The 25515-nt window shown below is 75.9% G+C and carries 20 protein-coding genes; 12 read left to right on the plus strand and 8 right to left on the minus strand.

Annotated elements, in window-relative coordinates:
• Positions 1 to 21: 21 nt before the first annotated feature.
• Together infC and G1H19_RS17940 are read right to left on the minus strand one after the other, a co-directional pair.
• Positions 22 to 816 carry a translation initiation factor IF-3 gene (infC, locus tag G1H19_RS17935; RefSeq protein WP_235927951.1) on the minus strand — a complete coding sequence of 265 codons (795 nt, stop codon included), beginning with the start codon at positions 814 to 816 and terminating at the stop codon, positions 22 to 24.
• Positions 817 to 1099: 283 nt separating this feature from the next.
• Entirely contained in the window at positions 1100 to 1576 is a 477-nt protein-coding gene (locus tag G1H19_RS17940) for a PH domain-containing protein (RefSeq protein ID WP_152730514.1), read from the minus strand.
• 127 nt (positions 1577 to 1703) lie between these two features.
• Between G1H19_RS17940 and G1H19_RS17945 the strand changes: the two genes are divergently transcribed.
• Both G1H19_RS17945 and G1H19_RS17950 read left to right on the plus strand, forming a co-directional pair.
• Positions 1704 to 2345, plus strand: a complete 642-nt coding sequence (locus G1H19_RS17945) for a uridine kinase family protein (protein ID WP_162392459.1) — start codon at positions 1704 to 1706, stop codon at positions 2343 to 2345.
• Between the two features lie 61 nt (positions 2346 to 2406).
• Positions 2407 to 3528 (plus strand): uroporphyrinogen-III synthase, encoded by a 1122-nt coding sequence (locus tag G1H19_RS17950; RefSeq protein ID WP_235927952.1) that lies wholly within the window; start codon positions 2407 to 2409, stop codon positions 3526 to 3528.
• A gap of 320 nt (positions 3529 to 3848) precedes the next feature.
• On the opposite strand, the gene G1H19_RS17955 is transcribed toward G1H19_RS17950, so the two are convergent.
• Complete coding sequence (locus G1H19_RS17955; RefSeq protein ID WP_152730516.1) at positions 3849 to 5270, minus strand: MFS transporter; 1422 nt, start codon at positions 5268 to 5270, stop codon at positions 3849 to 3851.
• 176 nt (positions 5271 to 5446) lie between these two features.
• Here G1H19_RS17955 and G1H19_RS17960 point away from each other — a divergent pair, with 176 nt between their 5' ends.
• On the plus strand, positions 5447 to 6247 hold the full coding sequence (locus G1H19_RS17960) for a hypothetical protein (protein WP_162392460.1): 801 nt from the start codon (positions 5447 to 5449) through the stop codon (positions 6245 to 6247).
• A 219-nt stretch (positions 6248 to 6466) separates the two neighbouring features.
• On the opposite strand, the gene G1H19_RS17965 is transcribed toward G1H19_RS17960, so the two are convergent.
• From G1H19_RS17965 to G1H19_RS17975, 3 genes are read right to left on the minus strand one after another with little or no spacing between them, the layout of a single operon-like run.
• On the minus strand, positions 6467 to 6799 hold the full coding sequence (locus G1H19_RS17965; protein WP_152730517.1) for a Rieske (2Fe-2S) protein: 333 nt from the start codon (positions 6797 to 6799) through the stop codon (positions 6467 to 6469).
• Positions 6796 to 9330, minus strand: coding sequence for a nitrite reductase large subunit NirB (gene nirB, locus G1H19_RS17970; protein ID WP_152730518.1), 2535 nt, complete (start codon positions 9328 to 9330; stop codon positions 6796 to 6798). Before nirB ends, G1H19_RS17965 begins: the two co-directional genes overlap by 4 nt.
• Positions 9330 to 11927 (minus strand): molybdopterin oxidoreductase family protein, encoded by a 2598-nt coding sequence (locus tag G1H19_RS17975; protein WP_162392461.1) that lies wholly within the window; start codon positions 11925 to 11927, stop codon positions 9330 to 9332. The genes nirB and G1H19_RS17975 overlap by 1 nt, the downstream gene beginning before the upstream one ends.
• 156 nt (positions 11928 to 12083) lie before the next feature.
• On the opposite strand from G1H19_RS17975, the gene G1H19_RS17980 reads away from it, so the two are divergent.
• Positions 12084 to 12770, plus strand: coding sequence for a GNAT family N-acetyltransferase (locus G1H19_RS17980; protein WP_235927953.1), 687 nt, complete (start codon positions 12084 to 12086; stop codon positions 12768 to 12770).
• Positions 12771 to 12844: 74 nt separating this feature from the next.
• Here G1H19_RS17980 and arfB read toward each other — a convergent pair whose 3' ends face one another.
• The gene (gene arfB, locus G1H19_RS17985) at positions 12845 to 13282 is read right to left on the minus strand and encodes an alternative ribosome rescue aminoacyl-tRNA hydrolase ArfB (protein ID WP_152730519.1); all 438 of its coding nucleotides are present in this window, start codon (positions 13280 to 13282) and stop codon (positions 12845 to 12847) included.
• 126 nt (positions 13283 to 13408) lie between these two features.
• Here arfB and G1H19_RS17990 point away from each other — a divergent pair, with 126 nt between their 5' ends.
• Positions 13409 to 13762 (plus strand): group I truncated hemoglobin, encoded by a 354-nt coding sequence (locus G1H19_RS17990; protein WP_152730520.1) that lies wholly within the window; start codon positions 13409 to 13411, stop codon positions 13760 to 13762.
• Positions 13763 to 13922: 160 nt separating this feature from the next.
• On the plus strand, positions 13923 to 14957 hold the full coding sequence (gene mmuM / locus G1H19_RS17995) for a homocysteine S-methyltransferase (protein ID WP_162392462.1): 1035 nt from the start codon (positions 13923 to 13925) through the stop codon (positions 14955 to 14957).
• On the opposite strand, the gene G1H19_RS18000 is transcribed toward mmuM, so the two are convergent.
• Positions 14906 to 15697: an SDR family oxidoreductase gene (locus G1H19_RS18000; RefSeq protein WP_235909905.1), complete on the minus strand. Its 792-nt coding sequence runs from the start codon at positions 15695 to 15697 to the stop codon at positions 14906 to 14908. The two genes, mmuM and G1H19_RS18000, sit on opposite strands and share 52 nt — an antisense overlap.
• A gap of 353 nt (positions 15698 to 16050) precedes the next feature.
• Here G1H19_RS18000 and G1H19_RS24165 point away from each other — a divergent pair, with 353 nt between their 5' ends.
• The 6 genes from G1H19_RS24165 (at position 16051) to G1H19_RS18030 (ending at position 25501) form a co-directional block, all read left to right on the plus strand.
• On the plus strand, positions 16051 to 17979 hold the full coding sequence (locus tag G1H19_RS24165; protein WP_202925808.1) for a lytic murein transglycosylase: 1929 nt from the start codon (positions 16051 to 16053) through the stop codon (positions 17977 to 17979).
• 578 nt (positions 17980 to 18557) lie between these two features.
• Positions 18558 to 21107, plus strand: coding sequence for a DEAD/DEAH box helicase (locus tag G1H19_RS18010; protein WP_152730522.1), 2550 nt, complete (start codon positions 18558 to 18560; stop codon positions 21105 to 21107).
• A 76-nt stretch (positions 21108 to 21183) separates the two neighbouring features.
• Positions 21184 to 21780: a GNAT family N-acetyltransferase gene (locus tag G1H19_RS18015; RefSeq protein ID WP_152730523.1), complete on the plus strand. Its 597-nt coding sequence runs from the start codon at positions 21184 to 21186 to the stop codon at positions 21778 to 21780.
• A gap of 1122 nt (positions 21781 to 22902) precedes the next feature.
• Positions 22903 to 23700: a sulfite exporter TauE/SafE family protein gene (locus G1H19_RS18020; RefSeq protein ID WP_162392463.1), complete on the plus strand. Its 798-nt coding sequence runs from the start codon at positions 22903 to 22905 to the stop codon at positions 23698 to 23700.
• Positions 23697 to 24470, plus strand: coding sequence for a sulfite exporter TauE/SafE family protein (locus G1H19_RS18025; protein WP_162392464.1), 774 nt, complete (start codon positions 23697 to 23699; stop codon positions 24468 to 24470). The genes G1H19_RS18020 and G1H19_RS18025 overlap by 4 nt, the downstream gene beginning before the upstream one ends.
• Before the next feature lie 251 nt (positions 24471 to 24721).
• Positions 24722 to 25501, plus strand: a complete 780-nt coding sequence (locus tag G1H19_RS18030; protein WP_235909906.1) for a hypothetical protein — start codon at positions 24722 to 24724, stop codon at positions 25499 to 25501.
• Positions 25502 to 25515 lie beyond the last annotated feature (14 nt).

Here is a 25515-nt window from a genome sequence, read left to right on the forward strand (position 1 = left end):
CGGGGGCAGGAGGGTCCTGCGTCAGGCCGTCGGCGCCTGCGGTGTGGCGTCCGGCTGGGCCGCGACCGGCTGCGGCGCTGCCGTCTCCGGTGCCGCGTCCGGGTCGACGTCCTGTGCTGCCGCCCGGGCGGCCTGCTGCCTGCGCGCCTCGCCCTGGGCCGCCTCACGCTGCTGGGCGGCCGCGTTCTGCTCGGCCTCCTTGGCCGAACGACGGTCCGCCTGGGCAGCCTGCTGCGCCTGCTGGGCGATGAGCTGGGCGTTCCGGTGCGGGGCGATCACCATGACCATGTTCCGGCCGTCCTGCTTCGGGTTGGACTCGACGACGCCCAACTCGGAGACGTCGCCGGCCAGCCGCTGCAGCAGCCGGTAGCCCATCTCGGGCCGGGACTGCTCGCGACCGCGGAACATCACGGTGATCTTGACCTTGTCGCCGCTCTTGAGGAAGCGCTCGACGTGGCCCTTCTTGGTCTCGTAGTCGTGCGGGTCGATCTTGAGCCGCAGGCGCATCTCCTTGATGACGGTGAGCGCCTGGTTGCGCTTGGCCTCGCGGGCCTTCTGCGCGGACTCGTACTTGAACTTCCCGTAGTCCATGAGCTTGACGACGGGCGGCCGGGCCATGGGAGCGACCTCGACCAGGTCGAGCTCGGAGTCCTGTGCCAGCCGCAACGCCTCGCCGATCGACACGATGCCGACCTGCTCGCCCTCGGGTCCGACGAGTCGGACCTCGGGGACCCGGATGCGGTCGTTGATGCGGGGCTCGGTGATGGCCTCTCCTGTCGCTGTCTGCGGTGAGGAGTCGCTGGCCCACCCGGGCACCGACGAACACGGGCCCCGTGAGCTGCTGCTCACGGGGCCCACTCGCCGGCGGGCACACCCGTCCCGGGGAACGGGGTGCGCAGCGGCCGACCGGACGGACCGGTGGCGCTGACCGGGGACCTGGGCGCCTCAGCGGCGCCAGGTGGGAGCGGGCTCCTCTTGGACGACGGCCCGGGGCGGGGCCGTCGGTCGTGCATGGTGCGCCTCATGTAGCGGGGGGAGGCACCGCTCACTGTACATCTCGGCCGTCCCCGGTGTCAGGCGCGGGTGACGACCGCCCGGTTCAGGCGGGACCGGGCGCCTGCCGGCTGGCGTTCAGCAGCGCCCGCAGCCCGACCACCGCGTCGACCGCCCGCTCGCCGTCGGCGGCCTGCACGGCCAGCATCGGCAGCTCGTCGCCGTCGGCCAGCAGCAGGCTCGCCCACTGGGCGGAGTCGTCGAAGCGCACGGCCCGCACCGCAGCCCAGGGCAGCGTGTGCCCGCTCAGGATGTTCTGCACCCGCACGCCCTCGGCGCCGGCGGTGACCTTGGGCCGGGTCACCAGCAGCACGCCCCCGGCCAGCAGCAGCCCCAGCAGGACCATGGCCGCCTGGTCGGCGGTGCGGAAGGACACCGCGCCGCTGGTGGTCTCCTTGAGCAGCACCGCGATCACGGCGAAGGCGGCCACCAGCCCGGCGGCCACCGACCGGCCGACCACGCGCAGCTTGCGGGGCACCGCCGTCACGGGTGCCGGCCGGGTGGGTGCGGGTTCTTCTCGCATGGCCCCATGGTGCGCCACCGCCGGCAGGCCGCTCCCACGGCGCACGGATGCGCTGGCAGAGTGCCGGTGCGTGGAGATCCCCGGGACCCGACGGCGCGCGGCGGGTGGTCGGCCGGACCGCGGCCGGGTGAGCGCTCCCGCACCCCCCGGCGGCCCGCCGACCGTCGCCGCGCTGGCCCGCCGGGTGCTCGACACGCCCCCTCGGCTCGGCGGCACCCGGCTGGTGAGCATCGACGGGCCGGCCGGGTCGGGCAAGACGACGTTCGCCGGGAGGCTGGCCGACGCGGTGGCCGCCCGCACCGGCCGCCGGGCGTCGCTGGTGCACATGGAGGACCTGTACACCGGCGACGACGTCGGCAGCGGCTGGAGCATGTCCGGCGCGGTGGACCGGCTGGATGCCGGGGTGCTGCGACCGGTGCGGGAGGGCCGCCCCGGCAGCCTGCACCGCTGGGACTGGGCGGCCGGCGCGGCGGAGCCCGCGGCGACGACGGTGCCGGTGGCCGAGGTGCTGCTGGTGGAGGGCTGCGGCGCCTCGCCGCGCCGACACGACCCCTGGACGAGCCTGCGGGTGTGGGTGGAGGCCCCGGCGGAGCTCTGCCTGCGCCGGGGCCTGGCCCGGGACGGCGCCGAGCTGCGCCCCTGGTGGGAGCGCTGGCAGGCCGAGGAGCGGGCGGTCTTCGCGGCCGAGGACACCCGTGCCCGCGCCGACGTCCGGGTGGACGGGGCGGCCTCGGGGGCCCTGCCCCCGGACCGCTACGCGCTGCTGTGAGATCGGTCGGGGACACCGGGTCGACACATGTCCGGAACCCGCGGGGACCACGATGGACGTCGTGACCGCCCTCGACCTCGCCTCACCGGCCGACGTCCTGCCGCTGGCCGGGTACACCGTCGCGGTGACCGCCGCCCGGCGCGCGGAGGAACTCGGGGCACTGCTCGACCGCCGGGGCGCACGGGTGGTGCGGGCCCCGGCGATCCGGATCGTTCCGCTGAGCGACGACACCGAGCTGGTCGCGGCCACCCGCGCGGTGCTCGCGGCCCCGGTCGACCTGGTGGTGGCCACCACCGGCGTCGGGTTCCGGGGCTGGCTGGAGGCCGCCGACGCCTGGGACCTGCCGCTGGTCGCCCACCTGCAGTCCGCACGGGTGCTCGCCCGGGGCCCCAAGGCCCGCGGTGCCATCCGGGGCGCGGGCCTGGTCGATGCGTGGTCGCCGGCGTCGGAGTCATCCGTGGAGGTGCTGGACCACCTGCTGTCCGGCGCGCAGGGGCCACTGGCCGGCCGGCGGGTGGTGGTGCAGCTGCACGGCGACCCGCTGCCGGACTTCGTGGCCGCGCTGCGCGGCGCCGGCGCCGAGGTGATCACGGTGCCGGTGTACCGCTGGGTGCTCCCGGAGGACACCGCGCCGCTGCGCCGGCTGGTCGGCTCGGTCGCGTCCGGCGGGGTCGACGCGGTGACCTTCACCAGCGCACCGGCCGCGGCGAGCCTGCTGCAGATCGCCGCCGAGGAGGGGCACGCCGCCGGGGTGCTGGCCGCGCTGTCCGGTCCGGTGCGCACCTTCTGCGTCGGGCCGGTGACCGCCGCACCCCTGCAGAGCGCCGGGATCACGACCCTGCAACCGGACCGGGCCCGCCTCGGCGCCCTGGCCCGCGAGGTGGTCGCCCGGCTGCCCGAGCGCGACCCGGTGCTCGCCGTCGGCGGGCACCGGCTGCAGGTGCGCGGGCACGCCGCCGTCCTGGACGGCCGGCTGGTGGAGATGGCGCCGGGGCCGATGGCCGTGCTGCGGGCGCTGGCGCGTCGTCCCGGTGCGGTGGTGTCCCGGCCCGACCTGCTCACCGGCCTGTCCGGCGGCGGCGACGCGCACGCGGTCGAGATGGCCGTCACCCGGCTGCGGGCGGCCCTGGGCGCACCCGTGGTGGAGACCGTCGTCAAGCGCGGCTACCGCCTCGCCGTCTGAGCACGCTCGCGGCGGCGTCCCGGCGGTGGCGGCTCTTGCGGTGTCGTTGCTGCCTGTGCGGTCGTGCACCACCGCAAGAGCCGCAACGACTCCGCAAGAGCTGCGCCGGACGACGGTGACTCGGACGGAGCCTGCCCCGCGCCCCAGTCCCCATCGCCCCCGGCGGCGTCCGGCTCGTCGGTTGCTCTTGCGGTGTTGCACCACCTCTTCCCGCGCTGCACGACCGCAGGAGCACGGACAACACCGCAGGAGCCGCGACCCGCCGAGACGCCGCGACCGCCAGGACGCCGAACGCCCGACGCCGGGCGGGGGCGCCGGGGTCAGACGCCGCCGGCGAGGGAGTGCTTCGAGGGGCGCAGGTAGACCGCCCAGGTGAGGGCGACGCAGACGGCGTAGAAGGCGATGAACGCCAGGTACGCGCCGTCGCCGGTGCCGCTGGCCAGGAAGGACTGCCGGAACGCCAGGTTGACCAGCACCCCGCCGAAGGCACCGATCGCGCCGGCGATGCCGATGACGGCACCGGACAGCACCACCCCGCGGCGCTCGGCGGTGACCCGGTCCTCCCCGGCGTCGGCGGCGGCGACGGCCTTGGCGCGGAAGATCGCCGGGATCATCTTGTAGGTCGACCCGTTGCCGATGCCGCTGAAGACGAACAGGAGCACGAAGCCGAACAGGAACAGCGGCAGTGACTCCTGCCGGCTGGCCAGCAGCACGACACCGGCGCCGACGGCCATGGCGACGAAGTTCCAGGCGGTGATCCGGGCTCCGCCGTACCGGTCGGCCAGGACGCCGCCGACGGGCCGGATCAGCGAGCCCAGCAGCGGGCCGAGCCAGGTGAGGTGCGCGGCCGACAGCGGCGTGGAGAAGTCGGCGGTGAACTGGTTCTGCAGCACCTGCCCGAACGCGAAGCCGAAGCCGATGAACGAGCCGAACGTGCCGATGTACAGGAAGGAGATCACCCAGGTGTGCGGCTCGGCGGCGGCCCGGCGCATGGCCCGGGGCTGGTTGCGGGCGGTGGTCAGGTTGTCCATCAGCAGCGCCGCCCCGACCGCGGCCGCGACGATGAACGGGATGTAGACGAGCAGCACGATCCGCGGGTGCTCCGCCCCGGCCGTGGCCAGCACCAGCAGCCCGACCAGCTGCACCACCGGGACGCCGAGGTTCCCGCCGCCGGCGTTCAGGCCGAGTGCCCAGCCCTTGAGCCGGGTCGGGTAGAAGGCGTTGATGTTGGTCATCGAGCTGGCGAAGTTGCCGCCGCCGACGCCGGCCAGGCAGGAGACGACCAGCAGCGTGGTGAAGCTGACCCCGGGCTCCAGCACGACCGCGGTGGCGATGGTGGGCACCAGCAGCAGGGCCGCGCTGATGATCGTCCAGTTGCGGCCACCGAACGTCGCGACGGCGAAGGTGTACGGCAGCCGTACGAACGCGCCCAGCGCGGTGGGCAGCGTGGTGAGCAGGAACTTGCCGGCCGGGTCGATGCCGAAGACCGGCTCGGGCAGGAACAGCACCAGCACCGACCACAGGCTCCAGATGGAGAACCCGATGTGCTCGGAGAACACCGAGAAGAACAGGTTGCGGCGGGCGACGTCCTTGCCGCCGCCGTCCCAGAACTCCCGGTCCTCCGGGCGCCAGTCGTCGATCCAGTGGCCGCGCAGCCCGCCCCCGCGCCGACCGGCCGGTGGCGGGGCGGGCGGCGCTGCGCCGTCCGTGGTGGTCGGGGTCGTCTGCGTCGGTGCGGCCATGGGAAGACGGTGCCGGGACCGCGTTCCAGCCCTGTCGCCCGGGCCGGGCGAGTGTGTTCCGTTCTCCGCACGTGCCGGATCCCCGTCCGGTGAGGGCGCCGTGGGCGGGGCACCCGCACTGGTGAGCCCGGGCCCGGCCGGGTGCAGAAGCGGCCTCGAGCGTCGATCATCCGGGTGTGCGCGACGACCTCGACGGTGATCCCCCGCTCCCCGGCCGCGCGCTCGTCGAGACCGGCGAGCTCGTCGCCGGGTCGATGAGCCGCGCGGTCGCCGGCATGCTGTTCGACCCGGGGTCCTCGCCGCTGCGGCTGGACGACCGGCTGACCTCCTGCCTGGCCGAGGCCGCCACCGCCGCCGCGGCGCTCACCCCCACCTGGGAGCGCGCCCGCGCCGGCGCCGCACTGGCCTTCGCCGTGGAGCTCGCGGCCACCCGCGAGCACCAGGGACGCCGGGTGCGCACCGACGGGTTCCTCACTGCCGGCGGCACCACCCGCTCCCCCGCCGAGCAGCTGGTCGAGGCGGTGCTGCGGGCGGCCCGCGACGCGCCCGAGGAGCGGCGGGTGCGCCACCTCGGCTACCTGTTCGCCGAGGTCGCCGTCTCCCCCGACCTGGACGTCGAGCTGGCCGGCCGGGTGCTGCGCACGGCCGGGCGTTGTGGCTGGCGCCAGCTGGTGCTGCTGGCCGCCGTGGGACGCCGGGAGCGCACCCCGCTGCCGCTGACCCCGCTGCCCTCGGACGCCGGTGCGTGGACCGCCTGGGGCGCCGGCACCGACCTCGCCGAGCTGCGCGCCGCCGGTCTGCTCGACCCGCCCCCGGCCACGCCGCGTCCCGGCGGCGCCGCGCAACCCCGGCTGCGCCCGGCCGACCTGCGGCTCACCCGCGCCGGCGTGCTGGTGCACCGGCTGCTGGCCCTGGACTTCGTCCGGGACGACGAGGTCGCGGCCGCCCTGACCGCACTGGGCACCCCGCCGGCCTGAGCCGCCTCACGAGCCCGGCGCGCCCGGCCCGCGTGCGCGACCGGGTCCGCCGCCCGGCGACGTGGGGTGATCAGCTCGGGTCCAGCGGGCTGTCCCGGGCCGGGACACCCCGCTGGAGCCGAGGTGATCATGGCCCCGCCCCGCACAGGACGCCGGACGCGCGGGGACGCCGAGCGGTCGTGTGGCGACGAGGGAGACCGTGCCGGTGGGACGGGCGGGTCAGAGGGTGACGAGCAGGTCCCCGTCGGACTCGCGGACGGCGTAGACCCGCAGCGGACCGGCGCCGCTGGTGGACGCGCCGTCGGACCAGCGGAAACCGAACAGGTGCAGCGGGCAGACGAGCACGCGGGCATCGGTCTGCCCGTCGGCCAGCGGTCCACCGGCGTGCGGGCAGGACGCCTGGGTGGCGTGCAGCGACCCGTCGCGCAGCCGGAACACGGCCACCTGCGTGTCCCCGGCGGTGAACGCCCGGCCCTCCCCCGGCGGCACGTCCTCCAGCCGGCCCACCCGCACCTCGGTGGTGGTGGGGGTCTGCAGCTCGGTGAGGCTCATCGGACCGGCACCAGCGGCAGGTCGACCAGCGGCAGCGAGGTGCGGAACTGGCCCGGGGTGGCGGGCTCGGCGAGGTCGGCGGCCCACGGGTCGGTGTAGGCGTCGATCGAGCGCTGCATCCCGGCGTCGAGGTCGGCCACGATGCCCTCGCTGTCCTCCAGCAGCACGGCCTGGATCTTCTCCAGCCCGACCCGGGGCACGAAGTCGTAGGTGCGTTCCAGCCAGTGGGCGTTCTCCCGGTAGTACTGCATGAAGCGCCCGGCCAGCTGCACGACGGCGTCCCGGCCGGTCACGGTGGCCAGCAGGTCGCCCTTGCGGACGCTGGCCCCGGCGGCACCGCCGACGTACACCTCCCAGCGGCCCTCGCCGACGGCGACCACCCCGACGTCCTTGACGTAGGCCTCGGCGCAGTTGCGGGGGCAGCCGACGACGGCGAGCTTCATCTTGGCCGGGCTCTCGATGCCCTGGAACCGGGTCTCCAGGTCGATGCCGAGGCCGGTGGAGTCGTCCAGGCCGAAGCGGCAGAAGTCGCTGCCCACGCAGGTCTTCACGGTGCGGAAGCTCTTGCCGTAGGCGTACCCGCTGGGCATCCCGAGGTCGGCCCACATGCCGGGCAGGTCCTCCTTGCGCACGCCGAGCAGGTCGATCCGCTGCCCACCGGTGACCTTGATCATCGGCACCTCGTACTTCTCCGCGACGTCGGCGATGGTGCGCAGCTGCGCCACCGAGGTCACCCCGCCCTTCATCTGCGGGACGACGGAGAAGGTGCCGTCGCGCTGGATGTTGGCGTGCACCCGGTCGTTGATGAACGTGGCGTCGTTCTCCCGCACGAAGTCGCTGCCCCAGACCGTCTTCAGCAGCGAGGTGAGTGCCATCTTCGACCGGGCGTCCTCGGCGCCGGCCGGGGCGAGGGCGGCGAAGACCGCGGACACGCTGCGCAGGTCCTGCTCCCGGACGGCGGCGATCAGCGCCGGCTTGGCCAGCGGGATGCCGGGCACGTACCAGTCGGCGGCGGGGTCCTCGGTCACGTCGCCGTCGGCGGCCCACTCCACGATCTGCCCGACCAGGCCCTTGCAGGAGCCACAGCCCTTGCCGGCCCGGGTGCGGTCCATGACCGCGCCGACCGAGGTGCACCCGCCGGCGACGGCCTCGCAGATCGCGGCCTTGGAGACGCCGTTGCAGTTGCAGACCTGGCTGTCGGCGGGCAGCTCGGCGACACCGACCTCCGCCTTGCCGTCGGACAGGTCGACCAGCAGCTCGATCCGGCGGGCCGGCAGCGGGCTGCCGCGGTCGAAGGCCTGGGTCAGGTAGGCGACCTTGCTGGTGTCGCCCAGCAGCGTGGCGCCGACCAGCCGGTCGTCCCGGACCACCACCGACAGGTGCACCCCACGCCGGGGCTCGCTGATCACCAGGAACTCGTCGTCGTCCCGCTCGGGGCCGGTGACGCCCATCGTGGCCACGTCGACGCCGGCGACCTTGAGCTTGGTCGCCGTCCGGCTGCCGTGGTACTCAGCGGTGGGGTCGGTGCCGGTGAGCACGTCGGCCAGCACCCGGGCCTGCTCCCACACCGGGGAGACCAGTCCGTAGACGGTGCCGCGGTGCTGGGCGCACTCCCCCACCGCGTACACGTCGGGGTCCTCGGTGCGCAGCTGGTCGTCCACCACGATGCCGCGCTGCACCTCCAGCCCGCTGCGGACGGCGACCTCCGTGCGCGGGCGGATGCCGGCGGCCAGCACCAGCAGGCCGGCGTCCACGGCCCGGCCGTCGGCGAGCACCACGCCGCGCACCCGGTCGGGTCCGATGACCTCGGTCGCGGTCAGCCCGCAGTGCACGGTGATGCCCAGGGCCTCCACGCTGGTCTTGAGGATCGCACCGGCGTCCGCGTCGAGCTGGGCGTTCATCAGGTGCCCGGCGGCGTGCAGCAGGTCGACCTGCATGCCCTGGCCCTGCAGTGCGCGAGCGGCCTCCAGCCCGAGCAGCCCCCCGCCGACGACGACGGCGCGCTCGTGCTCGGTGGCGGCGGCCAGCATGACCCGGGTGTCGTCGATGGTGCGGAACCCGACGACGCCGGGCAGCAGGCTGCCGTCGTCCCGGTGCACGCCGGTCATGGGCGGCACGAAGGAGCTGCTGCCGGTGGCCAGCACCAGGTGGTCGTAGCCGGTGACCGTCCCGTCGTCGCCGTGCACGGTCTTGGCCGGCAGGTCGACCCGGGTGACGGCGACACCGGAGCGCAGCTCGATGCCGTTGTCGGCGTACCAGTCGTGGCTGTTGAGCACGATCTCGTCCTCGTGCGTCTCCCCGGCCAGCACCGGGGACAGCATGATCCGGTTGTAGGTGCCGTGCGGCTCCTCCCCGAAGACGGTGATGGCGAACTGGTCGCCGCCGCCGCGCTCGAGCAGCTCCTCGACCAGGCGCGCACCGGCCATCCCGTTGCCGACGACGACGACGCGCGGCCGCGGGTCGAGCTCGGCGTCCGGGCCGAGCGGGACGGTGGTGACGCCCTCCGGGCGCCCCCCCAGGACCGCGGCCATCAGACCTCCACCAGCCCGAGGTCGACCACGATCTCGCCGCTGACGCCCTCGGGCGCGGCGGCGTGCAGCTCCAGCACGGTGCCGCCGGGCAGGTCCTCGACCACCCGCAGCGGCACGTGCACGTCGCCCTTGGCGCCGATCGGGAACCAGCGCATCGGCGCCCCGTCCCGCACCAGCAGCACGTAGACGAGCTCGCCGGTGGAGTTGCCGCCGCGGAAGTACAGCGCCTGCGCGCTCTGCCCCGCGGGCACCTCGTAGCGCAGTGCGGGATCGACCGGGCCGGGCTTGGTGAGCCCGTCACCGACGATCGGGTAGACGCCTTGCAGGAAGCGCGTGCTGCTCCTCATGCTCGTGGTCCTCCTCCGGGTGGGTCCATGGGGCTGTCGGGGGGCGGTGCGCTCGTGCGGTCGGGGGGCCGGCAGGCCGTCGGGGGGCGGTGCCGGGATCAGCTCGTCGGGCCCGCCCACCCGGGTCACCGAGACGGCGCAGAGCTTGAAGGCCGGCATCCGGCTCAGCGGGTCCAGGGCGGGGTCGGTGAGGGCGTTGGCGCTGGAGCCGCCGCCCCAGTGGAACGGGGCGAACACCACGTCCGGGCGGATGGTGTCGGTGACGGTGGCGTGGAACCGGGCCCGGCCGCGGCGGGTGGCGAGCTCAACGACGTCGTCCGGGCGGATGCCGAGGCGGCGCGCGAGGTCGGGGTGCAGCTCGGCCCGCGGGCTGCCGGCGATGAGCTGCAGGCTGCGCGAGCGCCGGGTCTGGGTGCCGGACTGGTACTGGGCCAGCACCCGGCCGGTGGTGAGCACCAGCGGGTGGTCGGCGTCGGTCGGCTCGTGGGCGTCCACGTGCTCCACCGGCAGGAAGCGGGCCCGGCCGTCGGGGGTGGCGAAGGCCTCGGTGAACAGCCGGGGCGTGCCGGGGTGGGCGGGGGCGCCGTCCGGGGTGGCCGGGCAGGGCCAGAACACGCCCTGCTCGGCGTCGATCCGGTCGTAGGTGATGCCGCTGTAGTCGGCCGCTCCCCCGGCGCTGGCCCGGCCCAGCTCGGCGAACACGGTCTCGGCGTCGTCGCTGAAGAACGCGCCGCGGCCCAGCCGGCCGGCCAGCTCGGCGAGCATCTGCAGGTCGTCGCGCACCCCGGGCGGCGGGTCCAGCGCGTGGCGCCGGCGCAGCACCCGGCCCTCCAGGTTGGTCATCGTGCCGTCCTCCTCCGCCCACATCGCGCTGGGCAGCACGACGTCGGCGAGCTCGGCGGTCTCGGAGAGGAAGAAGTCGCTGACCACCAGGCAGTCCAGGTCGCCCAGCCGGCTGGCCACCCGGCGGGCGTCCGGGGCGGACACCGCGATGTTGGAGGCGAGCACCAGCAGCGTGCGCACCCCGCCCTCGGTGCCCAGGGCGTCGAGCAGCTCGAACGCGCTCACCCCGGGCCCGGGCAGCTCGTCGGGGTCGACGCCCCAGACGCCGGCGACGTGCGCGCGGGCCGCCGGGTCGGCGAGCTTGCGGTAGCCGGGCAGCTGGTCGGCCTTCTGCCCGTGCTCGCGCCCGCCCTGGCCGTTGCCCTGCCCGGTGACGGTGCCCCAGCCGCTGCCCTCGCGGCCGGGCAGGCCCAGGGCGAGCGCGAGGTTGATCCAGGCCTGCGCGGTGTCGGTGCCGTGGCGGTGCTGCTCGGCGCCGCGCGCGGTGAGCACGATCGCCCGGCCGGCCCGGGCCAGGGCGTGCACCGTGCGCCGCTGGTCGACGACCGGCACGCCGGTGATCCGCTCGACGCGGTCGGGCCAGTAGCGGGCGACCGCGGCCCGCACCTCCTCGAAGCCGGTGGTGCGGGCGGCGACGTACGCCTCGTCGACGAGGCCGTCGGCCAGCGCGATGTGCAGCAGCCCGTTGGCCAGCGCGAGGTCGGTGCCCGGCAGGGGCTGCAGGTGCAGGTCGGCGCCGCGGGCGGTCGCCGTGCGCCGCGGGTCGACGACGACGTGCAGCGCGCCGCGCTCGCGGCCGGCGTCCAGGTGCTGCACCGCCGGCGGCATCGTGTCGGCCGGGTTGCTGCCGACCAGCACCAGCACGTCGGCCGCGGCCAGGTCCGACAGCGGGAACGGCATGCCCCGGTCCAGGCCGAACGCCCGGATCGACGCGGTCGCCGCCGAGCTCATGCAGAACCGGCCGTTGTAGTCGATCGCGCTGGTGCGCAGCGCGACGCGGGCGAACTTGCCCAGCTGGTAGGCCTGCTCGTTGGTGAGCCCACCGCCGCCGAAGCAGCCCACGGCGTGCGGCCCGTACCGCAGCTGGGTGCGGGTGACCGCGGCGGCGACGGCGTCCAGGGCGGCGTCCCAGGTGGTCTCCACCAGCGGGCTGGTGCGGTCACCGGGGCGGGCGCGCACCAGCGGCCGGGTGAGCCGCTCGGGGTGGTCCAGCAGCTCGGCCGCCGACCAGCCCTTGGAGCAGAGCCCGCCCCGGTTGGTGGGGAAGTCGGCCGGGACCAGCGTCGCGGGGCGGTCGCCGGCGGTCATGGTGATCCCGCACTGCAGCGAGCAGTAGGGGCAGTGCGTCTCGGTGGTGCGCGTGCCGGTGGCTGCCCGGGACGTGGGCGAGGGCAGCGGGACGGGCACGGACCGAGCGTGCCGGGGGTGGGTTTCGACGCCGCTGCCCCGGCGTCAAGGCAGGGTTCCGTCCGGCTCACCGTCGCCGCCGCGGCGTTGTGCGGGTGCGGGTCGCCCCGGCGGCGGGCCCCGGCACCCGGCGGGCCGGCGTGGTGTCATGGCGGGGTGAGCGAGTCGACGGCAGGACGGTCCCGGGACGTGCTGATGGGGCTGGAGGTGACCCGCGAGGGGCTCTCGGTGGAGACCGGCCCGGTGGTGCGGGCCGCCGAGCCGCGCGACGTGCCCCGGCTGGGTGCCACGCTGACGGTCGCGCTGGCCGACTCCCGGTGGACCCGCTGGGCGCTGCCGGTGGACGGGCGGGTGCAGCGGCTGACCCGGCTGCACGAGCTCCTCGCCCACCGCGGCGCGGCCACCGGCACCGCCTGGGTGGACACCCGGGTCGACTCCGTCGCCGCGTGGGAGGCCCCGGACGGCGCGCCCGACACGCAGCCGGTACCCGCGGACGTGGCCGGCGCGCTGGCCCGCGAGGTGCCGTACCTGCACGGCGAGCGCGCCCGCGTGGTCGCCGACACCGCGGCGCTGGTCTCCGCCGTCCGGCCGTCCGGGCCGCACTGGTGGCTCGCCACCCTGGCCACCCGGCCCAGTGCCCGGCGGCGCGGGCTGGCCACCGCCGTGCTGGCCCCGGGCCTGCGCCGCGCCGACCACGCCGGGCTGCCGGCGGCGACCGCGGTGCACAGCTGGGCCGCGGTGCGCTTCCTGCGGGGCTCGGGTTTCGAGGTGTCCGAGACGCTGCGCACCTCGGACGACCAGCTGGCGGTCTACGTCCTGGTCCGCGCTCCGCAGCCGGTCTGAGGTCCGGGGTGGGCGTGCGGGTCCCACCGTCAGCGGGGGCCTGGCCTTCCAGGTAGGGGGCCGGCATCGGCCGCTCAGTCCCAGCTGCCGCGCTGCCGCTTGAGCTGGCCGCGCTGCTTCTTGGCCTCGATCCGGCGTTCCTCCGACCCGCGGGTCGGCTTGGTGCGGCGGCGGGGCGGGGCCGGTGGGGCCAGTGCCGCGCGCAGCGCCGCGGCCAGCCGGGCGCGGGCGGCCTCCCGGTTGCGCAGCTGCTGGCGGTGCTCGCTGGCGGCGATGGTGAGCACGCCGTCGACCAGCCGGTCCCCCAGTCGCTGGGCGAGCCTGGAGCGCTGGGCGTCGGTCAGGCCGGGCAGCGACACCGGGGCGACCGACAGCTCGACCCGGGAGTCGGCGGTGTTGACCCCCTGACCACCCGGCCCGGAGGACCGGGAGAACCGCCACTGCAGCGCCGCGGCGGGGACGACGACGGAGCTGGTGACCTCCAGGTCGCCGGATGCGTCGTCGCCGCTCATGCCGACCATCCTCCCGGAGCTCCCCGGCCGCCGGCCACCGCGTATCGGTGGCACACAACCTGTCATGACAACCTCACTCTGTGATGTCAGGATGGTCGACCCCTTGATCACCACGGAGGTTCGCCGATGAGCATCTACGACGAGATCGGCGGCGCGCGCGCCGTCGCGGCCACGGTCGACGGGTTCTACGACCGGGTGCTGGCCGACCCCACGCTGGCCCCGTTCTTCGCGGGCACCGACGTGGCCCGGGTCACGGCGCACCAGCGCAGCTTCATCGCCGCTGCCCTGGGCGGTGCCGAGCTCTACCGGGGCCGGGACATGGCCACGGCGCACGCCGGCCTGGGCATCGCCGACACCGACTTCGACCGGGTCGTGGCACACCTGGTCGACACCCTGACCGCCCTGCGGGTGCCGGCGGACACCATCGCCCGGATCGGTGCCGCCCTGGAGCCGCTGCGCACCGACGTCGTCAGCGTGTGACCCCGGCGGGTCGGGTCGCCCCCACCCGGTGCGGGGCGCGGGCGCCGTGCTGCGCCCCGCTCCTGCGAGGCCGGTGGACGAGGCCGGGAGCGTGAGCCGGCCGGCACCGCCCGGCGGCTGGGCCGTACCGGGCCCGCGGGCACGGGGGCAGGATGGCCGGGTGCACACCACCGGGTCGCTGGCCACCGCCCTCGCCGCGGGGCCGGTCGTGCTGGACGGCGGCCTGGCCACCGAGCTGGAGGCGCAGGGCCACGACGTGGGCTCCGCGCTCTGGTCGGCCCGGCTGCTGCGCGACGACCCCGCCGCGGTGGTGGCCGCGCACGCGGCGTTCGCGGCCGCCGGGGCGCAGGTCGCGACGACGGCCAGCTACCAGGCGACCGTGGAGGGCTTCGCGGCCGCCGGCCTGGACGCGGCCGCGGCCCGGGAGCTGGTCACCCGGTCGGTGCGGCTGGCCCGGGAGGGTGCGCCGGACGGCTGGGTCGCCGGGTCGGTGGGGCCCTACGGCGCGATGCTCGCCGACGGCTCGGAGTACACCGGCGCCTACCTGGACCCGCAGTGGTCCGGCCGGGCCGGTGGCGGGCTGTCGGTGGCCGAGCTGCGGGACTTCCACCGGCCGCGGATGACCTGGCTGGCCGAGGCGGGCGTCGACGTGCTGGCCGCCGAGACCCTGCCCGGCGCCGCCGAGGCGGAGGCGGTGCTCGCCGAGGCGGCTGCGCTGGGCGTGCCGGTGTGGCTGTCGCTGACCACGGTCACCGGCGCCGACGGCGTGGTGCGCACCCGCCGGGGCGAGCCGGCGGCGGCGGTGCTGGCTGCCGCGGCGTCCTCGCCCGGGGTGGTGGCGGTGGGGGTGAACTGCACCGACCCGGCCGGGGTGCTGGCCGCGGTGCAGGCGGCCGGCACGCCGTGCGTGGTGTACCCGAACAGCGGCGAGGTGTGGGACGCCGCCGGCCGGCGGTGGACCGGCCGGCCGGGGCTGCCGACCGCCGACGTCCGCGCCTGGGTGGCGGCGGGCGCGCGGCTGGTCGGTGGGTGCTGCCGGGTGTCCCCGGCCGACGTGCGGACGGTCGCGGCTGCGCTCACGAGCACGTGGCGGAGTGCCACGGGCGAGGAGAGCTCGCCCGTGGCACCCCGCCACCGAACGGGTCAGAGGATCGGGGTGCCACCGGTGACGGCGACCCGGGCGCCGGACACGTAGCTGGCCTCGTCGCTGGCCAGCAGCACGTAGACCGGGGCGAGCTCGGCCGGCTGCGCGGCGCGGCCCAGCGGTGTCTGCTGCCCGAACTCGGCCACCGTCTCGGCCGGCATGGTGGCCGGGATCAGCGGCGTCCACACCGGGCCGGGGGCGACGCTGTTGGCCCGGATGCCCTTGTCGGCGTACATCTGGGCCAGGCTGGCGGTGAAGTTGGCGATGCCGGCCTTGGTCATCGCGTACGGGGCGAGGCTCGGCTTGGGCATGTCGGAGTTCACCGACGAGGAGTTGATGATCGACGCGCCCGGCTGCATGTGCGGGATCGCGTCCTTGCAGAGGGTGAACATCGCGGTCAGGTTGGTCGCGACGGTGTGGTCCCACTCCTCGTCGCTGATCTCGTCCAGTGTCTCGTGGGTCATCTGGAACGCGGCGTTGTTGACCAGGACGTCGACCCTGCCGAACTCCTCGACGGCCCTGGGGATGATCGTCTTGGCGTGCGACCGGTCGGACAGGTCGCCGGGCACCAGTACGGCCCTGCGGCCGGACTGCTCCACGTAGCGCGCGGTCTCCTCGGCGTCCTCGTGCTCGTCGAGGTAGGCGATCAGCACGTCGGCGCCCTCCCGGGCGAAGGCGATGGCGACGGCGCGGCCGATGCCGCTGTCCCCGCCAGTGATCACGGTGGCCTTGCCGGCGAGCTTCCCGTGGCCCTGGTAGCTCTGCTCGCCGTGGTCGGGCTTCGGGTCCATCTCACCGAGCGTGCCGGGCGGGGTCTGCTCCTGCCGCGGCTGGGACTCGGGACGGGGCTCGGCTGTGGCATCTCCGGACATGGAGTCCTCCTGCTCGCTGCTGCACTGCGACGCCGCTGGCTCGGGCGTACCCCGCCGACCTACCCGGCGTCCCCGGCCGGAACCCCCCGGGGTGCCCGCGCCGCCGGAACGGAGGGCCGTCACCCGCTGTTCACCTCATCCCCACGGGCCTCGACTGTCGCGTCCGTCACGGGTGCACCAGGATGGGTTGCACGCAACAGGCGTCGGCGAACGGGGACACGATGCGCGGCACGGACACACCGGACGGACCGACCCGGGGCGGGGAACCGGCCGTGGTCCGCCCGCCGGCGACCGTGCGCCGCCCACGAGGGCGCAGCAGCACCGGCGCCTCGGCCCTGGCCACCGCCGCGCTCACCGCCGCCGCCCTGGTGACCCTGCCCGGTGCCATGGCCTCGGCCGGGTCGGCGACCGACGCGCAGGACCGCACCGCCGACGGCGGCACGGCGGCCGGGTCGCTGCTGCCGGAGGCGCCCGCGGCCTCGCTCGCGGCGGGCACCAGGACGGCGTCGACGACGACGTCCTCGTCCTCGGCGTCCCGGTCGAGTGCGGCCGTCCTCCCCACCCGGTCGTCGGCGGACACCCCGACGGCGGACGCGCCGGCCCCCGGGGTCACCGGCCGGGCACCCGCCCCCGCCACCCAGCTGCTCCCGGCGCCGGCCCCCCGGCCACTGCCGGACCCGTCGAGCGCGCCTTCCCCGCTGGCCGCCGGTGGCATCCCGGCCACCGCGCTGGACGCCTACCGGGCCGCGGCCGCGAGCCAGCCCGACTGCGGCATCAGCTGGACCCTGATCGCGGCCATCGGGCGGGTGGAGTCCAACCACGGCCGGTTCGCCGGCGCCGTGCTGCACTCCGACGGGCGCTCGTCCCGGCCGGTGGTCGGCATCCCACTGGACGGCAACGGCACCGCCCGGATCACCGACACCGACGGTGGCCGGCTCGACGGCGACACGGTGTTCGACCGCGCCGTGGGGCCGATGCAGTTCATCCCGAGCACCTGGGCGCGCTACGGCCGGGACGGCGACGGCAACGGCACGCGCGACCCGTTCGACGTGCACGACGCCGCGGCCGCGACGGCCGCCTACCTCTGCGCGGCCGGCGGGGACCTCACCACCCCCGCGGGTCAGTCGAAGGCCGTGTACGCCTACAACCACTCGGCCAGCTACGTCGCCACGGTCCTGTCGCTGGCGGCGGACTACGCCGGCACGCCGCCGCCGGTGCTGCCGCCCGCGCCGGGGCCGGCCCCGCAGCCGCCGGTGTCCGAGCGGCCGGTGCCCCGGCCCTCCCCTGCCCCGGCTCCCGCCCCCGTCCCGGCTCCTGCCCCTGTCCCTGCTCCCACCCCTGCCCCTACGCCGGGACCGGTGCTGACCGGCCCGCCGCAGCCGGAGCCCGGTCTCGAACCGATCCCGACGCCCACCCCCGGACCGACGCCCGAGCCGGTGCCCAGCCCCGGACCCACCCCGACGCCGAGCCCGACCCCGACGCCCGAGCCCAGCCCGACGCCGAGCCCGACCCCGACGCCTGGGCCGACCCCGAGTCCCGAGCCCGGCCCGGCCCCGGCTCCCGACCCGACGCCGACGCCGACGCCGACGCCCGAGCCGACCCCGAGCCCCGATCCCAGCCCCACCCCGGCGCCCGAGCCCGCGCCCGCGCCCAGCCCGACGCCCCAGCCCAGCCCGACCCCCGCGCCTGCTCCGTCGCCGGAGCCCGGCCCGGAGCCGACCCCGAGCCCCACCCCCGAGCCGACCCCGAGCCCCACCCCCGAGCCGACGCCGTCCCCGACACCCGAGCCGTCCCCGACACCCGAGCCGACCCCGGCTCCCCCGTCCTGCGCCACACCCGTCACCGTCGACGTGCTGGACGGCGCCGCGGACCCGGCCACGGCGGGCGAGGTGGCCGACCGGCTGCGCGCGGCCGGCGTCGTCGTCGGTTCGGTGACCGAGCAGGCCGACGCGGGCCCGAGCGCGATCCGGCACCCGGCCGCCGACGACGCGGCTGCCCGGCTGCTGGTCGGTGTGCTGGACGCCGTGGTGGCCGACGACCCGCGGGGCGCCGACCAGCCGGCCGTCGTCGACCCGGCGGCGCTGCTGCAGCCGGCCGACGTCACGACGCTGGTGCTGGTGCTCGGCACCGACGACGCACCGTTGCTCGCCGCACTGCGGCAGCTGTCGGAGCAGACCCCGGTGTGCGCACCGGCCCCGTGACGACGCGCCGGGTGCCGTGGCACCCGGTCCGCGCGCGGTCCTGGTGGGTCGGGCGCGGCGACGTGCTGCGTGTGCCGGTGGTGATCACCGCCCCCTGGGCCCACCGCCCGCGCGGCGGCGCACGAGCCGGGTTCCCGGAGCGGGGCCGGGGAGCCCTGGCGGGGGTGACGGGTTCGCCGCGTGACCCGCTCGCCGAGTCCTGTACGCGGCACGGCCCGCCGTCCCGGTGAGGGGCGGCGGGCCGTGGGCCGTACCGGGGGCAGTCAGGCCGCCCGGTTCCCCGCGATCGCGCGGGCGGGCAGCGGCGTGATGGCCGTGGCGGGGGCGGCGGGGCCCCAGCGCATCTCCATCCGGCGACGTCCGAGGGTGTCCGTCACCGGAACCCAGTGGATCTCCGTGCAGCGTGCGTACATGTCCGATCCTCCTGTCGTTCACCTGTTGTTCACCTTGTCTCCCTCATCGTCCCCCCTCATGCAGGACTGGAGTGGTCGTTATCTGATCGTGACCTTGCCGTCGACCGGTGCCGAGGTGGGTACGGGCCGCGGCAGCTGCGGGCGTGCGGCACCCTGGGCAGCACGATGACGAGCACCCGCACCGCCTCTCCCCTGCTCGACGACGCCGCCGACCTCGGCGCCCTCCGCGCCCGTGGCGCCGACCCCGACGCCGTGTTCGAGCGCTTCGCCGGCTGGGCCGCCGACGCCGGCACGGTGCTCTACCCGGCGCAGGAGGAGGCGCTGATCGAGCTGGTCAGCGGGGCCAACGTGATCCTGTCCACGCCCACCGGCTCCGGGAAGTCGCTGGTGGCCACCGGCGCCCAGTACGCCGCGCTGGCCGCCGGGCGGCGCAGCTTCTACACCGCGCCGATCAAGGCCCTGGTGAGCGAGAAGTTCTTCGCCCTCTGCGGCGTCTTCGGGGCCGACAACGTCGGGATGCTCACCGGCGACGCCAGCGTCAACGCCGGGGCACCGATCATCGCCTGCACCGCCGAGGTGCTGGCCAACGTCGCCCTGCGCGAGGGCCGCGACGCCGACATCGGGCTCGTGGTGATGGACGAGTTCCACTTCTACGGCGACCCGGACCGCGGCTGGGCCTGGCAGGTGCCGATCCTGGAGCTGCCCCGCGCCCAGTTCCTGCTGATGTCCGCGACCCTGGGCGACGTCACCGGCATCCGGGAGGACCTCACCCGCCGGACCGGCCGGACGACGGCGCTGGTCACCTCGGCCGAGCGTCCGGTGCCGCTGCACCACTGGTACGCCACCACGCCGATGCACGAGACGATCCAGGAGCTGCTGGACACCCGCGAGGCACCGGTCTACGTCGTCCACTTCACCCAGGCCTCGGCCCTGGAACGCGCCCAGGCCCTGATGAGCGTCAACGTGTGCAGCAAGGAGGAGAAGGCCGCGATCGCCGACATGGTCGGCGGGTTCCGCTTCTCCTCCGCGTTCGGGACGACGCTGTCCCGGCTGGTCCGGCACGGCATCGGCGTGCACCACGCCGGCATGCTGCCCAAGTACCGCCGGCTGGTCGAGCAGCTCGCGCAGGCCGGGCTGCTCAAGGTCATCTGCGGCACCGACACCCTCGGGGTGGGCATCAACGTGCCGATCCGCACGGTGCTGTTCTCCGCGCTGAGCAAGTACGACGGCACCCGGGTGCGGATGCTCAACGCGCGGGAGTTCCACCAGATCGCCGGGCGGGCCGGCCGGGCCGGGTACGACACCGCGGGCACCGTCGTCGTCCAGGCGCCCGAGCACGAGGTGGAGAACCTCAAGCAGTTCGCCAAGGTCGCCGACGACCCCAAGAAGCGTCGCAAGCTGGTGCGCCGCAAGGTGCCCGAGGGCATGGTGCCGTGGAGCGAGGCGACGATGAAGCGCCTGGTCGACGCCCAGCCCGAGCCGCTGGGCAGCCACTTCGCCGTCTCCACGTCGATGCTGCTCAACGTGCTGGCCCGGCCGGGCGACCCGTTCGCGGCGATGCGGCACCTGCTCACCGACAACCACGAGCCGCGCACGCGGCAGCTGCGGCACGTCCGCGAGGCGATCGGCATCGCCCGTGCGCTGATCACCGCCGGGGTGGTGGAGCGACTGGACGAGCCCGAGCCGGACGGGCGCCGCTACCGGCTCACCGTGGACCTGCCGCCGGACTTCCAGCTCAACCAGCCGCTGTCGATGTTCGCCCTGGCCGCGATCGACGTGCTCGACCCGGACGCCGAGACGTACCCGGTCGACGTCGTCTCGGTGATCGAGGCGACCCTGGACGACCCGCGGCAGGTGCTGGCCGCGCAGCTGAACAAGGCCAAGGGCGAGGCCGTGGCGCAGATGAAGGCCGAGGGCATCGAGTACGACGAGCGGATGGAGCTGCTCGAGCAGATCAGCTACCCGAAGCCGCTGGCGGAGGTGCTGGAGTACGCCTTCGACGTCTACCGGCAGGGCAACCCCTGGGCCGCGGACGCCGCGCTCTCGCCCAAGTCGGTGGTCCGGGACATGTGGGAGCGGGCCTTCACCTTCCGTGAGCTGGTCGGCTACTACGGACTGACCCGCTCCGAGGGTGCCGTGCTGCGCTACCTGTCGGACGCGTTCAAGGCGCTGCGCTCGGGGGTGCCGGCCGCGGCCCGCACCGAGCAGGTCACCGACATCGTGGAGTGGCTCGGCGAGCTGGTGCGCCAGGTCGACTCCTCGCTGCTGGACGAGTGGGAGGAGCTGACCAACCCGACCGGCCCGCTGGACGCACCGGTGTCGGTGCCCGCGCGGCCGCGCCCGGTCACCGGCAACGAGCGGGCGTTCACCGCGATGGTGCGCAACCAGCTGTTCCGCCGGGTCGAGCTGTGGGCCCGGCGACGCTGGTACGACCTGGGCGAGCTGGACGCCGCGGCCGGTTGGGACGCCGAGCGCTGGGGCGAGGTGGTGCGGGCCTACTTCGCCGAGCACGCCGAGGTGCAGACCGGCGCCGACGCACGCGGGCCTGCGCTGCTGGTGGTGGACAAGTCCCCCGGCACCTGGCGGGTGCGGCAGATCCTGGACGACCCGGCCGGCGACCATGACTGGGGTTTCGACGTCGAGGTCGACCTGGAGGCCTCCGACGAGGAGGGCACCGCGGTGATCCGCTTGGTCGACGCGGGCCGCAAGGACTGAGGAAGGACCCCGCTGCCCCCCACCACCCGCACGCTCGCGGCGGGCTCCCTACAGCGGGGCCGGAAAGAATGAGGGCATGGAACTGCTGCACCGGACGACGACGCGGCTGCAGCTGGACGCCGTGGTGCCCGGCGACCTGGAGGCGCACCACGCCCTGCTGTCCGACCCGGCCACCTGGACGCACCTGCCCTCCGGCCGGCACCGGGACCGGGCACAGACCGCGGCCGGGCTGCAGCAGGTGGTGGACCGGTGGCGGCACTCCGGCCTGGACTACTGGACGGCGCGGCTGCGCACCGACCTGCCCGCCGGGACCGTGCCCGCCGGGCTGCAGCCGGGGGCCGTCGTGGGCACCGGCGGGTGCGCGCTGCGCTCGGGCACCCGCTGGTGGAACCTGTACTACCGGTTCACCCCCGCCGCCTGGGGCCACGGCCTGGTCGCCGAACTGGTGCACACCGCCCTGGACGCCGCACGGTCCGTGGACCCCGAACTGCCTGTGATCGCCTATCTGCTGGAGCACAACGTCGCCTCGCGCCGGCGGGCGGAGCGGTCGGGGCTGACCTGCGTCTGGCGCGGCCCGGACGCCGGCAACCCGGACCCGGACGCCGTCCGGCTGGTGTACGCCGACCGCCCCCTGTCCGAGGACCTCCTGGACCAGATCGCCGCGACCGCCTGACCGCCTCGGGCCGGTCGGCGCCGCCGTCGCCGGGCTGACGGTGCCGGGCCGACGGTGCCGGGCCGACGGTGCCGTCGGCTGTGGGCAACACCCCGTGCCCGCTTCCATGGGCAGCGCCGCGCCGGCTCCCGTGGACGGCACGCCGCGCCCGCTCCTGTGGGCGGCGCACCGTGCCCGGCACGGCCATGGCCGGGGGCCGCAGCCCGATCAGCTGCTCCCGGACGTCGACCCCCGCTGACCCCAACGTCCATCAGCGCGGCGGTCCCGACCGCGGGCGGGTCACTGTCTGCCGCTCCCCCCCGCGGCCGCGGCACCAACACCCGGCACTGTCCCCAGACCCGCCAGGATCGCGGCGGTCCCGGCCGATAGCGGGCCACTGCACGCCGCAGGCGCGTCCTCCGTGCCACTCGCGTGCCCCGCGGAGCAGGGGGCCGGCGGGGGTCGGGCAGCACGGTCTCCCCGATCAGACACACGCCGTCCCCGAACGCACCGCACGCGGCGGCTCCACCTCCAGTGCAGCGATGACGCCAGACCGGCCAGGAAGCTGACAGTCCTGGCCGTGGAGGGGCCATTGCCTGCCGCGGCGCCCGACCTCGCGGACACATGCGGCACGAGCCGAGCCGTGGCCGACGTCCGTCCACGAGGTCGGTGGCCCGGCCGACGACGGGCCACCGACTTCGCCGCACCGCACGCGGCGGCTCGACTCGCGATCGAGCGATGGCCCCAGACCGGCCAGGACGCCGGTGGTCGTGACCGCGGACTGGCCACCGCCCGCCGCGGCGTCCGCCGCCGCTGGCTCACTCATGACGGGCCGAGCAGTGGCCGCGGGGCCGCCAGGAGCGGGGTGGCGCCGGCTGAGGGGGCCACCGCCCGCTACGCACCAGCGGCAGCCCGACCGCACACCCAGCAGTGTCCCGCGACCGGCCAGGAGCGCAGCCGTTGCGGCCGGCAGCGGGCCACTGCCCGCCGCAGCGTCAGGCCCGGCCACGGACGCCCGACCGGCAGCAGTGGCCCCGGGCCGGCCAGGGGCACCGCGGTCATGGCCGAAGGTGGGCCACTGCTGCCCGCACCCCCTGGAACGCGCGGCGGCGGGGCGCGTGACAGGCTCGGGGCGATGCGGCGGTGACCGGGTGGGAGATGGTGGCCGTCGTCCTGGCAGGTCTCACCGCAGGGTCGATCAACGCCGTGGTCGGATCGGGCACGCTGGTGACCTTCCCCGTGCTGCTGGCGGTCGGGCTGCCCCCGGTCACCGCCTCGATCAGCAACGGCATCGGCCTGGTGCCCGGCAACCTCACCGGCGCGATCGGCTACCGACGCGAGCTGGCCGGCCTGGGCGGGCTGGTGTGGCGGCTGCTGCCCGCGTCGGTCGGCGGTGCGGTGCTGGGCGCGGTGCTGCTGGTCCGGCTGCCGGCGTCGGCGTTCGAGGCCGTCGTCCCGGCGCTGGTCGGACTGGCTGTCGTGCTGGTCGCCGTCCAGCCGTGGCTGCAGCGCCGGCTGGCCGCCCGCCGGGCGCGGCGCCCCGGCGGGGACACCAGCACCCCCGGGGAGCGGCCCGGGCCCGGCCGGCTGGCGCTGCTGGCGACCGGGGCCGCGGTCACCGGAACGTACGGCGGCTACTTCGGCGCCAGCCAGGGCGTGCTGCAGATCGGCATCTTCGGGCTGCTGCTGCGCGAGCCGCTGCAGCGGCTCAACGCGGTGAAGAACGTGCTCACCCTGGCGGTCAACGCCGTCTCCGCGGTCGCCTACGTCGTGGTCGCGGGTGACCGGGTCGACTGGACGGCGGCCGGCCTGGTCGCGGCCGGCTCGCTGATCGGCGGCTGGCTGGGCGCCCGGGTCGGGCGGCGGCTCCCGGCGCCGGTCCTGCGCGGCGCGATCGTGCTGCTCGGCGTGGTCGCCATCATCGTGCTGGTCACCCGGTGAGCGTGCTGGAGTTCGTCCTGCTCGTGCTGGCCGGGGTCGCCGCCGGGCTGACCGGCAGCATCGCCGGGCTGGCCTCGCTGATCAGCTACCCGGCGCTGCTGGCCACCGGCATCCCCCCGGTGACGGCCAACGTCACCAACACCGTCGCGCTGGTGCTCAACGGCGTGGGGTCGGTCAGTGCGTCCCGGCCCGAGCTGCGCGGGCAGGGTCGGCGGCTGGTCGGTCTGTGCCTGGCCGGGGTGCTGGGCGGCGCGGTGGGCGCGGTCCTGCTGCTGCTGACGCCGTCGGCGGCGTTCGAGCGGATCGTGCCCTGGCTGATCGCGGCGGCGTCCGCGGCCATCCTGGTGCAGCGGGCACCGCGCGAGCTCGCCGCCGAGGGCGCAGCCGGGCAGGCGGGGCGCCCGCACCGCGACCAGTGGTGGCTGCCGCTGGTCGTGTTCGTCATTTCGATCTACGGCGGGTACTTCGGTGCGGCGGCCGGGGTGCTCATGCTGGCCACCTTCCTGCTCACCACCGGTGAGGGTGTGCCCCGCGGCAACGCGCTGAAGAACGTGGTGCTGGGCATCGCGAACGCCGTGGCCGCGCTCGGCTACGTCGTGTTCAGCTCGATCGCCTGGTCGGCGGCGGTGCCCCTGGCGATCGGCTTCCTCGTCGGCGGCCGGCTCGGCCCGGGCGTGGTGCGGCGGGTGCCGCAGACGCTGCTGCGCCGGGTGATCGCCGTCGCGGGGCTGGCCCTCGCCGTCCGGCTGGGGCTGCAGGCCTACGGCTGACCCGGCCCGGGACGCCCCTCCCCTGCCGTGCCGTCCGTCGTCCCCCTTCGGCCCGGTCGTTGGGGATAACGGCCGGAGCGAGCGTGAGGACGGCCACAGCGCCAGGCCGCGCCGGGCCCGCCTGCCGCGACCCCGGCGCGACGACCTGCCGGGCCCGCCTACGCTGAGCGCGGACCAGGCCACGGTCACCGCCGACCCCCTCGTCGAGCGGCTGGCCGCGTGGTGACGGGCTACACGAGGAGCACCCACGGATGACCGAGCAGACCCCGCGTCCCCCCGGCGGCCGCCAGCACCCGCAGCCCGAAGGTGCCGAGTCCATCGGCGAGCGCTTCACCCGGGCGCTGTCCACCGCGGTCCCGGGCGAGCTGACCGAGCCGGAGCTGCTGCCCTCCCGGCTGGCCCGCGCCTGCGTCGCCACCCTGGACGTCGACGCCGCCGGGCTGGGCGTGCACAGCGACCCGGGCCTGCGCATCCCGATCGGCTCCAGCGACCCGGCCGCGACCCACGCCGAGCGGCTGCAGTTCTCCCTCGGGGTCGGCCCGTCCGCCGAGGCCCGCTCGGCCGGCACCGTGCTCACGTTCGACGCCGACGACCTGGCCCGCAACTGGCCGTCGCTGTTCGCCTCGCTGTCGACCGACACGCCGTTCCAGGAGATCATGTCGGTCCCGCTGCAGGGTCCGCTGGCCGGCGTGGTGGTGCTCGACCTCTACGTGCGCGAGGCCGGCGGGCTGGCCCGGGTGGACGCGCACGCCGTCGACGTCGTCGCCCGGGTGATGACCCAGGAACTCGTGCGCGCCGCCCTGTTCAGCGAGGCCCTCACCGGTGGGCCGGGCTGGATGGAGGGCGAGGACGTGCGCCGGCGCAGCCAGGTCTGGCAGGCCATGGGCATGATCACCATGGTCACCGACCTGGACAGCGCCGACGCCCTCGCCGCCCTGCGGGGCCGGGCCTTCGCCCTGGGCCGGCTGGTCGACGACCTGAGCGCCGACATCGTCACCGGCGTCCTGGACCCCGGCAGCCTGCTGGTCTGAGCCCGCGGGGACGC

Source organism: Goekera deserti, from assembly GCF_010685995.1.
In the GTDB taxonomy this organism is placed as follows: Bacteria; Actinomycetota; Actinomycetes; order Mycobacteriales; family Geodermatophilaceae; genus Goekera; species Goekera deserti.

What these genes read in the sequence shown, in the direction of transcription:
- G1H19_RS17940 (WP_152730514.1), bottom strand. Translation starts at nt 1,576, where the DNA reads ATGCGAGAAGAACCCGCACCCACCCGGCCGGCACCCGTGACGGCGGTG.
- G1H19_RS17955 (WP_152730516.1), bottom strand. Translation starts at nt 5,270, where the DNA reads ATGGCCGCACCGACGCAGACGACCCCGACCACCACGGACGGCGCAGCG.
- G1H19_RS17965 (WP_152730517.1), bottom strand. Translation starts at nt 6,799, where the DNA reads ATGAGCCTCACCGAGCTGCAGACCCCCACCACCACCGAGGTGCGGGTG.
- nirB (WP_152730518.1), bottom strand. Translation starts at nt 9,330, where the DNA reads ATGGCCGCGGTCCTGGGGGGGCGCCCGGAGGGCGTCACCACCGTCCCG.
- arfB (WP_152730519.1), bottom strand. Translation starts at nt 13,282, where the DNA reads ATGAGCGGCGACGACGCATCCGGCGACCTGGAGGTCACCAGCTCCGTC.
- G1H19_RS17990 (WP_152730520.1), top strand. Translation starts at nt 13,409, where the DNA reads ATGAGCATCTACGACGAGATCGGCGGCGCGCGCGCCGTCGCGGCCACG.
- G1H19_RS18000 (WP_235909905.1), bottom strand. Translation starts at nt 15,697, where the DNA reads ATGGACCCGAAGCCCGACCACGGCGAGCAGAGCTACCAGGGCCACGGG.
- G1H19_RS18010 (WP_152730522.1), top strand. Translation starts at nt 18,558, where the DNA reads ATGACGAGCACCCGCACCGCCTCTCCCCTGCTCGACGACGCCGCCGAC.
- G1H19_RS18015 (WP_152730523.1), top strand. Translation starts at nt 21,184, where the DNA reads ATGGAACTGCTGCACCGGACGACGACGCGGCTGCAGCTGGACGCCGTG.
- G1H19_RS18030 (WP_235909906.1), top strand. Translation starts at nt 24,722, where the DNA reads ATGACCGAGCAGACCCCGCGTCCCCCCGGCGGCCGCCAGCACCCGCAG.